Consider the following 10,173-nt stretch of genomic DNA (forward strand, 5'->3'; position numbering starts at 1 on the left):
GCTGTCCGCCGGCGCCCGGATCTCCATGGAGTCGGGCACGGAGAACATGGACTGGGTGGCCGCGGCGCTCAAGCGGATCGTCGTCTGTAGACGTGACCACGCGGTTCGTACTCGACCGCGCACTACCTATCGTAGTTGGGTCGTCGCTCCTGTCGATTGCTATCGGATATCGCGCCAGTCGGCAGCCAGGTGAAGCGGCTCAACCTCGCCGAGGGCGTGTGGACCGATGCGAAAGGCGACAGCCGTGACCTGGCTGTCCTCGACGTCGATGTGCCGGCCGTGCTGCTGAAAAGCCACCTCAGACTCGTTTCCGAGCCGGCGACGGACAGCATCGACGTGCTGTGGGACTTCTCCCGGACGGAGGCCGGTGCGGGGCTCATCGAGGCCCGGACGGGCCGGCACGTCATCCGGGAGATCGTCACCGGCTATCTGGACTACGTGGTCCGCGCCGAGGACGGATTTCCTGCCGACCTGCGGCTGCGGAGCTGTCTGCCGTCGAATGTGGTGGTCGATCCGCATCGGGCGTTCGGTCAGCCGATCTTCGCGGAGACGCGCACGAGGGTGTCCGAGGTGGCGGCCATGATGAAGGCCGGCGAGGAGCCGGAGGTGATCGCCGATGAGCTCGGAGTCACCCTCGACGATGTCAGAACCGCCACCCGCATCCTCCTGGGCCACGCCGCCTGAGTTCTACCTCGACGAGAACAGCGTCAGCCGCAGTGTCCGTAAGCTGCTGGCCGGACTGGGTTGCCTGGTGCACACTCCCGCGGAACTGTTCGGCTCGCGAGACGAGGCGCTGGCTACCTCTGGTCGGGCAGCGAGGTTGGCTGATGATCGCCTGTGACATCCGTATCTTCGAGCGTCCTCACGAATACTAGGCATATCTCAAGGCCAAGGTCGCGGTTTTCCTGCTGCCGGGCGAGTCGAAGATCGAGGAACGCAAGGGGCTGATCGCCTGCAATCTCTCGGCGATGTGCAGCGAGGCCAGCCAGTTTCGATCAGGTGTGTGGCGACTGACCGCGCACGGTCTGGACCCCTACGAGGCTCCGGCTGCCAAGAAGAAGCGAGCGCAGCGTCCGGAGAAGGCGTAAGCGCCGGGCTCCCGATTCCATCGGGGGGTTCCCGGCGCCACTTCCGTACCCCAGAGAGCACGACACCGTCAGTGTCTGCTTGCTCCCCCTCAGTCGTCAAGCCGAATAGGGGCTCGGCGGCGAGAAGAAGCAGAGCCTCGTCCCCGTCCTGGAACTGCTGGACGACGGCGTGGACCTCATGACCCGCAGGGAATTCCGTGGCCACGCGACCGCCGGCGCGATCCTGGCCGACTGTTTGAGCTGGCTGCGGATGACGAGCGTGAGCTGGTCGATGCCGCCGACGGCGAGGTTGAGCAGCTTGTCGCTCAGCTGGCATCTGCTGCTGGGCCCTTTGGAGACCAGACCCTGCCCTACGGCGGTCTCAGGCCGGCTACCCGAAGCTCCCCGCCGACCCCTTCCCGCATCGTGGAGACGTTCCGGACGCACGGAATCGACGTGCCGGATCAGCTCCTGAACGGCGTTACGACGGGGTGTCTTTTTCGCCGCGGAGCACCCGGAGTGCCTCCTCGGCCCGATTCTGGGCCTCCTGATGCGTCAAGCCGTCCACGGAGGCGACGAAGGAGACGAAGACGTCCTTGTCGGGGGCCTTGAAGCTGAAGGTGTCTCCCAGCGAGGGGAAGATTCTGCGCGTGAGTTCCATCGTGGACGCGGTGATCTTCTCGTTGGGGGTACTGTCCCCGCCGATTGCCGAGAGCATGCCGAACCATGCGCCGAGGCGCCACGTCAGGGCCTTGGCGAAGGCGATGTTGAACGGAATCCCCACGATGGGAATGGAACCGACGAGCTTGTCCCAGAGCAGGTCCTGGGCGAGGAAGGGAATGTTCGGCTTCAGGTATTCCTTGGCGGCCTCCGCGGTGATGTGGCCCCTGCCGTAGATGCTCCGTACGTCGTTCCACAGGTCGATGTAGAACGGAATCGCGATCACGTCGACGACCAGGTTCGCTCCGCCGCCGAAGAACCCGCTCGCACCCTGCGCCAACACGTTTCCCGTCGCGAGGGTGCTGGTTCTTTCGTAAACCCGCGCGGCGCGCTCCTCTTTTTCTTTCATGTTCCCTTCCGCTTTTTCGTGTCCTGCCAGATGGAATGAGGCCGGGGGACTGGCCGTACCGAGTGTAGAACGAGGATTGATCTCTGGATACGGTCCCGTTTCCCGGGGCGATGGCCGCCCCGCGGGCTGTTGTCCCCGGCGCGTGCCGCAGGGACCTGACGGCGTCCCTCATCCCTTCAGGGGCCGGCGGGGCGAGAGCGGCGTCCGTGGCGGATTGGTACGGCGCCCGGGGCCGGGGGTAGTGCCGAGCCGGTCGGCCAGGCGCCGCCTGACGTGCCCGAGTGGGAATCCATTCGATTCCCGCTGTGTGGTGAATTTTTCGGACAAAATGATGTCGGATCTGCTAGGAAGATGCCCGGCAAAGATCCGTTTCAGAGAGGGGCATTGTGGGGAGCGACGACAACCAGCGGTCGTACGGAGAGGGTCTCCGCGAGCAGACCGGCCCGGTGGGGCCCGTGTCGCAGCGTGAGCCTGGCCACCCGGGGGGCGACGTGTTGTCGGATGGATGGGGTCCGGGAACAGCTCAGGTGCCGGCCCGAGATGGCGCCCAGGTGCCTGTCCACGGCGACATCCAGGTGTATGTCCAGAGCGATGTCCCCATGTCCGCCCAGAGTGACACGCAGGCGTCCGCCCAGAGTGACACGCAGGCGTCCGCCCGGAGTGACACGCAGGGGTCCGTCCACGGCGACGAGCTCCAGGAGACCGCGGCTTTCGACGAGGAAGACGAGCGCTCCTGGCGCGAGGCCGGCCAGGGCACGGAGCAGACGCGCGGCTTCCTGGGATCGGGCTGGACGGGGGAGCCGGACGACGAGAAGCCCCGGGGCGGGGGCAAGGTGCTCCTGACGGTCGCCGCGGGTGTCGTGGTGGCGGGACTCGCGGGCGGCTGGATGCTGTCCTCCACCGTGGGCTCGACGCCGGACGCCGCATGTCCGCCCGGTGTCAACTGCGCGACGGGCGAGCGACCGCAGCCGTATCCGGCGGACCTCCCGGCCGAGGAGACCGAGGAGGCGACGGGGCCCGCTGTCGAGCAGAGCGTCACTCCCGAACCGACGACCTCCTACACTCAGGCGTCTCGCAGTCCGGTCCCCCGGCCGACGCCGACTCTCAGCACTCCGCCGGTGAAACCGGCTCCGGAGCCCGTCGGGGAGCGCAGGGACGACGGCGCCAAGAACGTGCAGTCTCGGCCGAAGGCCTCCGCCGAGCCCGTTCCCTCGCAGACGGCCCAGGCTCCGAGTCGGGACTCCGCTCCCGCTGAGAACCCCGCTCCGAGCCAGAAATCAGCTCCGGCTGAGAACCCGGCTCCGGTCGAGAACCAGGCTCCGGCCGAGGACCCGAAGCGCGGTGGCGGCCTGCTCGGCTGGCTGTTCTGAGCACTGTCCGTCCTTTCAGTCCTTTTCCTCCACGCAGGTACACGCACCACGCCTGCGGGTTTGCCCCCTGGACTGACCGGCGCCGCCGCCACCCCGCCGCAGAGTCTCGCCTTCGTCCTGGAACTGCTGCCCGAGGGTGAAGTCGATACATGAAGGCGCCCGCCGTACGGGGGCGCGGTGGTGTGAGTGGGTCTCTGTCCTGATCCCGGCGATGGACCGGCACGGTGGCTTCGGCGAGATCCTGTTCCGATGCGACGCGACGGGCGCCGAGCTGGAGAAACGGGTCGAGCGGCTCAGAAGGCTGGTGAACGCGCGGGAAACCCTGTGGTCACGGCCGAGGGCGGCCCGGTCGGTGCCCTCGCGAAACCAGCGCAGTCCCATTACCGTCTGCGCAAAGCAGGACAGCGCCCGAGATCCCGTGCGGGTGCCCAGTCGCCGGCGTTCGGCCGCCAGCAGCGTGGAGAGATGGTGAACCAGTTCCCGAGGAACGTCGAGCGTGGCGTGATAGGTGATCACGCGGGGCTTTCTGGCTGAAGAGGACTTGTGGTGAGACCTCTTCTACCGAAAGCTCCACGTCTATTTCACCGGCATCGCGATCCACCCCGGTTCCTGGCGCAGTACCACTCTGGCGACATCAAATCCCAACTGTCCGGATCGATCCTGCTGAGATCACCTCATTGACAAGCTTGGGAAGAGCCTGAAAGGGTCTCGCGTACAACGAAGATCATCCTACGTTTTTTGGGTCTGACCATTCAGGGAGATCGCGGTGGCGCGGAAGAAGCCTCTTGCACTGACACTTGGCATGTCATTGCTCCTGTCCACGGGTGTAGTGGCTAACGCGTCCGCGACCAGCTTCGGCGAGGAGCGCTTCCAGCCGGGTGTCACCTACGATCTGTCGGTGACCGACGCCGAGCGCGACGCGATCCACGCGGAAGTCGAGGCGTTGGCTGGACGCGTCAACAGCGCGCGGGCGGGGGACGGCACCTACGACCCGCTCAGTCTGATCGGGGCGATGCTGGACGGGTCGAGCTACGACTCCATCTCCCGAGGCGGCACGGCCGCGACGGCGTACCCCTTCCCGGTCAGCAACACCGAAGCCAACCAGAACGAGTACGACCGCAAGGTCGCCAAGCTCGCCTGGGTGGTCAAGCTGGCCACCGACCTGGGTTTCCCGGTGGTCGTCCAACGCCAGCCCGACAAGTACGTCTACGCAGAGATCGGTGACCCGGACGCCCCGGAGATGGTCATGGCGTTGAGCCATCTCGACTCGCCGACGGCTTCCGTTTCGCCAGCCCAGCTGGCGCGCTGGCGGAACGCCGATGGCAACCTCGGCACTCCTGGTGCGTACCACTCGCCCTATGTCCAGGACGGCTGGGTCTACGGGGCGGGCGTGCAGGACGACAGCGGCCCGACGCTGGCGACGCTGCTCGCGGCCAAGGCGCTGCTCGAGGCGGGGTTGCCCCTCGACCGACGCATCCGCATCGTCATGGGAATCTACGAAGACGGCGGTCCCGGCACGCCCTCGACGACGAACACCGCCACCTTCCAGTCCATCCCGTACAACTCGAACCCGAGCTTCTACGACAACTGGGCCTACAAGAACCTCAACCGGGAGGAGGTCCCGATCGCGGCCTACACCTCCGACTCGCGGTTCCCGGTCATCGTCGGCAACTCCGGATCGGTGACCCCGTCGGTGTCGATGAGCTTGTCCGCAGACAGCACCAAGGCCTTCCGGCTGACGGATGCCACAGCCGGCGTCACCCTGCGTGAAGGCGATCCGACGCTCAAGGACATCGCCTACGGCAGCACCACGCAGATCGCCTCCCGGGCAATCTTCACCCTCGACGTGGCGGGGGCCGGCTCCGCCGAGCGCGACCGATTCGTAGCGGCGATCACCGCCGCCGCGACCACGAAGGGTTGGCTCCCGGCTGCTCCCCGCACCACCCCCAAGGTGCAGACCATGATCACCGGCGACTCGCTCACGCTGGAGATCAACACCGATGTGGCGATGGAGATGCCGACCCCGCAGTACGGCAAGAATGCCGTCGTGTGGGGGATGTTCCTCCTCTCCAAGGGACTCGGCGCACTGGGAACCACGGCCGCCGACATGCAATTGAAGAAAGCCGCCGACGGCATCGCCGACCTGTTCTTCCGCGACGGTGTCGAAGGCGAAGCCTATATCGGCAAGTACATGGGCATCCCGGCGAGCCTGTTGCGCAACCCGAGCAACGGCACCCCGAACCTGACCTTTGCCCTCATGGGAGGCATCAATTCGGAGACCCCGACGAGCTTTTACACGGACGCCTCCGGAAGCCTCAGCATGCCGATGTATGTGCGCAGCATGCACGTCACCGCGACTGACTCCAGCCAGGCAACGACGGCGGTCACGGCCGCCTTCCAGGCGAAGGGGTTCACCATCGGCAACCTCGGCTCGCCCGTCGGCGCCGGGTTGTACGTCACTCACGACAACCCGCTGACGGCTCTTCAGTTCGGGAGCTACCAAGCCTCGATCAACCGCAACCCGGAGAAGTTTGCGGATCCATATTCCCTCAGGGACGTGGTCTATCCGCAGGGCACGACCGGCGGCACCCTGGCCAGCAACTTCCGCAATAAGATGACCGCCTTCGGCGCGGTGATCCCGGGTAACGAGCGCTGGTGGCACACGGCCAACGAGCGGATGAAGGTCGACTCGGCAGTGCAGATGACCAAGATGATGGCCGATGGCATGCTGGAGATGGCCCGGTACTCCGGGCCCGCCGGTGCCAAGTTCATGTGGGCAAGCATCCCGGGGCTGAACTCCGACCGGGCGGACCTCGACCTGCTCGACGTCACGATCGGAACCTACAAGGACGCGTCGGCCGCTGTCGGCACGAGCCAGTTGGGCACCCAGGCCCTGCTCGGCGCCACCTCGTTCAACATCCCGATGTGGAACGGGCGCGGCAACTCGACTCCGACGGCCTCGGCTTTCGCGCTGGGGCACGCCCCGGGAGGGGTCTACTTGCCCCTGACCGACACCGAGTACCTGAACACCACATACGTGTCGCCGATGCGCTTGGAGTTCAAGGTGGAGCGCCCCGACCACATGTCGGACGCGGCTTGGGCGAAGTTCGTGGCCGGCGGCTACGGCGACTTCCAGTTCAACATTCTCGTCGACGACGCGGTTGTGCCGCTGGCCGTTCCTGCGGGGCAGAGTGCGGACAAGTACTTCTCCTCGCGCATCTCGGCCAACAACCCCGATGCCATCTACCTGTCGGTCAACCTCGCGATCACCGATGCCCCGTACGCCGGGGTGCAGGCCGTCCTCGCGGATTCCAAGACGGACCTGTACACGGTCAATCCGACGTACTTGGCCTCAAACCCAGATCCGTTCCCCGGGCGCGGAGCCATCGAACAACGGGGCTTCTTCCTGTTCGGTGATGGGCACAAGAACGCGGAGTTCTCTTCGCCCGACGCGGTCTACGTGACAGTCGCCAACGCGGTCATCGATGCCAAGCCGTCGGCGGTGGTGAAGAAGTTGAAGGGCGACAAGAACGAGTTGACCATCACGGTGAAGCAGACCCACATCGACGGCAGCGAGTCTCCTGTGACGGCCACGTTCACCATCAACAACAACGCTGCCGGCACTTACACCGTCGGCGATTACCAGGTATACGTCGAAACCAAGGGCAACACCCAGGTGCGGTCGATCTCCATCGTGTGACGCGTGTGAACCGGAAGTTCAGTGCGCGCACGAGAGGGCATGCGCGGTGGCAGGATGCCTCGGCTCGGGGTGAGGCGCATTGACAACGGAGTGGAGCCATTGAGGTGATCTCAGCAGGATCGATCCGGACAGTTGGGATTTGATGTCGCCAGAGTGGTACTGCGCCAGGCCCGACCGGTGGTCGATCCGCATCGGGCGTTCGGTCAGCCGATCTTCGTGGAGACGCGTACGCGGGTGTCCGAGGTGGCGGCCATGATGAAGGCCGGCGAGGAGCCGGAGGTGATCGCCGATGAGCGCTTGCTACCTCTGGTCGGGCAGCGAGGCCGACCGGGCGCACCATCACTGCCGGCAACCCCCGAGCGCGTCCACGACCTCTCGCCGCGGATGCTCGTCCAGGTAACCGTCCCAGTGCGGAGCGGGAAGCAGCGGCTCGATCAGCGTCCACTGCTCATCGGCCAGATCAGAGGGACAAAAACCGGTCTCCTCTACCCGTCCGGCAAAACAGCCCCACGATCACCTCTCGAACACATGCTGATTTCTGTCGACCACCGCTGATGCGAAATGGTCATGTAGTTCAGCATGCCGGAGCTGATAGAACGGGCCGACCGCGCGTAGCAGGCCGAGCCGGTGCATTTCATCGAAGAACCTCATCGTGCGCACCGGCAGATCGCCCGAGATGGCCAAGAATATGAACGTGATCCAGGATGTCAACCAGACATGCTGTGACCGCTGTATCAGACCGGCACTGCCTCCGACCATCAACCCCAGTCCAATATCACTCCAGATGTCTCGCGGCCCGGGGAAATATGAGAACACCCAGTCCGAGGAGATCGCCAAAACCGCCCCAAAAACCAGTGCTCCCATCAGTTGAAGTCTTACCAAAGACCGGTTGATCTTCCATGCGGATAGGGGGGTTAGAGCGTTGGTGAACTGCGGAAGCCGGTCCTCCGGCGCCTGACCGGAATCCTTTGACGGGGACTTCGCCTGCAGCGCGAAGCCAACCCAGAGGATGAGCGTGGAAGTCACGGCTGTGAAGATCCCGGCTCCGATCCCCTGAATGGCCGTCACCCCTACTGCCGAAGGCAGGCCCATCATGAGAAATGCGGGAGCAATGCGGCCACTGTTCTCGCGTAGCGCCGTGGCGACGCGTCGCCAGATCCGTAGCCGCCTCAACTCCGGTGGCTCGGGTACGTCGATCGATTTTCCGAACGCGAAGCTGAAACCGGCGACAAGCCCAAGTATCGGACTCCCGGCCAGCGCGGCGGCGGCCGCGACAGGTAGTGCATAAACAAGTGCGACAGCCGGCGAGACGACCCATCGAGGTGACACCCTCAATCCGCCCTGCCGGGGCTGGTTTATCTGCCACCAGGCAAAATCAGGTGCCCCGCGCTCCGCGGCGTACGTCGCGAGTCGGCCCAGCCACTGGCGTATCCGCTCGGCATCCCAGGCTCGCGGGATTTTCCGGCGAGTCGTCCCCGACAGCTTCTGGGCGATCAGCAATGCCTCGATGAGTTCGTCCATCAGGTGTGCGCGTAGTGCGGGAACATCGTCGCGGTAGACCGTGAACAGCGGGGTCGGGTCCCGATCCTGGTCGATGTACACCGTTCGGATCAGCCACAGTCCCAACGCGGTCGAGGATATGGCCGCCAGAGCAGGCGCCGCGCCGGTCCGCAAAGCTTGCAGCAGCGTGCTCCAGGGCTGCGGGGGCTGAGGCGGGAGGCAGGTGGCCAGATAGTCACCGACGACTTTGGGGGTCAGTGCCTTGGGGGCGATGACAGCGGCGGCCCGGACCGCGCGTCGTGCGTTCATGACAGCATCGGAATAATCTTTGGTGCGGGAGGTGATGATCACTTGATCCCGCGGGGCCAGGGTTTTGCCCAGCTGGGTGATCACTTTCGCGCGAGCGAGTTCAGGCAGCTCGTCCAGGCCATCAAGAATCGCCAGGATATGACCACCCGAGGCTAGTATTTCGGCGGAATCGCGGCCCTGGTCGGGCATTTTCGGAGCCAGATAGTCATTCCGTAGGCGCTCCGCGATCCAATCGTGTAAGCGCGGATAGCGCTCTGTATCCCAGTCTGCGACCGGCACCAACATCGGCACCGGCTCCCTTGGCTCGCGGGTGTCGATCAGCTGTACGAGGAGTTGAACAGCCAAGGTGGTCTTTCCTGTTCCGGCGCCGCCGGTGATGACCAGGCGCCGGCGGGGCAGTTGGCGGAAACAGGTGGCCAATGCGGCGATGTCGTCAGATCGGCCGGTGAAGGACGGCTCACCCTTGGCAATCAGGTGCGGGTGGTCCATGAGTTTGGCTCGCTGGGTGAGATGCCAGGGGACGGGAATCGGCGGGTCGCCGAGAGACCGTTTTGCTATCTCCGCATTCCAGAAATCAACCACCAGCCCCGCCAGCCGCTCCTTGACCTGTGTGAGATCCCCGGCGGCCGGAGTCGAGACACGTGTGATCAGACGGGTGACGTACCACCCGGCGAAGGCCAGTACCACGGTGACCACGATCCACGGCCTGCTCCACACGCCTGCGTTGAGCACTTGATTGACCGCTATGCTAAGGGCGACTGGAAGAAGGACCCCCGCCGACGATAATGCGGCGGACCGCAGACCCGTACCCGTCATGTCATCATCTTGGCATTTCGTTGCCCTGCGAAAATCGCAAAGACAAAAACGACTAAATGCGGGAAACTTCCGGGGTGCGGTCCCGACGGCTGCTTCGCCGCTTCTAGCCTCGATCTTCGTGTGGTCGGCTGAGAGTTGATTTCGCTTCCTGGCCGGCGTGCTGGCCTGGCTGTCGGGGCGGGCACGCGGGGTTCCACGAGCCCGTGGGTGTCCTTCCCTGTCCGAGTGCTCGCCGAGGCGGTGCGTGCTAGAAGACCACTGAAGATCTCGCGTTCTTGTTCTGCCCCGGGAGAGATCACGCCAGACTTCTTGGTCATGCAGGGCGAGTGGGCCGGAGAGCCG

6 protein-coding genes are annotated in these 10,173 nt (G+C 65.1%); 4 read left to right on the forward strand and 2 right to left on the reverse strand.

What is annotated here, in order from left to right; genetic code table 11:
- Positions 1-135: 135 nt before the first annotated feature.
- A complete protein-coding gene (locus ABZ260_RS37840; protein ID WP_355627107.1) occupies positions 136-684 on the forward strand; it encodes a DUF433 domain-containing protein in 549 nt (182 codons plus the stop codon).
- 864 nt (positions 685-1,548) lie between these two features.
- Here the strand turns inward: ABZ260_RS37840 and ABZ260_RS37845 are convergent.
- A complete protein-coding gene (locus ABZ260_RS37845; RefSeq protein WP_355627109.1) occupies positions 1,549-2,136 on the reverse strand; it encodes a hypothetical protein in 588 nt (195 codons plus the stop codon).
- A gap of 551 nt (positions 2,137-2,687) precedes the next feature.
- Here ABZ260_RS37845 and ABZ260_RS37850 point away from each other — a divergent pair.
- The 3 genes from ABZ260_RS37850 (at position 2,688) to ABZ260_RS37860 (ending at position 7,761) form a co-directional block, all read left to right on the forward strand.
- Positions 2,688-3,506 carry a hypothetical protein gene (locus ABZ260_RS37850; protein WP_355627111.1) on the forward strand — a complete coding sequence of 273 codons (819 nt, stop codon included), beginning with the start codon at positions 2,688-2,690 and terminating at the stop codon, positions 3,504-3,506.
- 766 nt (positions 3,507-4,272) lie between these two features.
- Complete coding sequence (locus ABZ260_RS37855; RefSeq protein ID WP_355627113.1) at positions 4,273-7,206, forward strand: M20/M25/M40 family metallo-hydrolase; 2,934 nt, start codon at positions 4,273-4,275, stop codon at positions 7,204-7,206.
- Positions 7,207-7,338: 132 nt separating this feature from the next.
- Positions 7,339-7,761, forward strand: a complete 423-nt coding sequence (locus tag ABZ260_RS37860) for a DUF433 domain-containing protein (protein WP_355627115.1) — start codon at positions 7,339-7,341, stop codon at positions 7,759-7,761.
- Here ABZ260_RS37860 and ABZ260_RS37865 read toward each other — a convergent pair.
- Positions 7,720-9,711: an NACHT domain-containing protein gene (locus ABZ260_RS37865; protein ID WP_355627117.1), complete on the reverse strand. Its 1,992-nt coding sequence runs from the start codon at positions 9,709-9,711 to the stop codon at positions 7,720-7,722. The genes ABZ260_RS37860 and ABZ260_RS37865 overlap by 42 nt on opposite strands.
- Between the last annotated feature and the right edge of the window lie 462 nt (positions 9,712-10,173).

Origin of the sequence: Streptosporangium sp. NPDC006013, assembly GCF_040614275.1 — a bacterium.
Lineage (GTDB): Bacteria > Actinomycetota > Actinomycetes > Streptosporangiales > Streptosporangiaceae > Streptosporangium.

Excerpts from the sequence above, each read along its gene's own strand:
- ABZ260_RS37845 (WP_355627109.1), bottom strand. The coding sequence starts at position 2,136 with ATGAAAGAAAAAGAGGAGCGCGCCGCGCGGGTTTACGAAAGAACCAGC.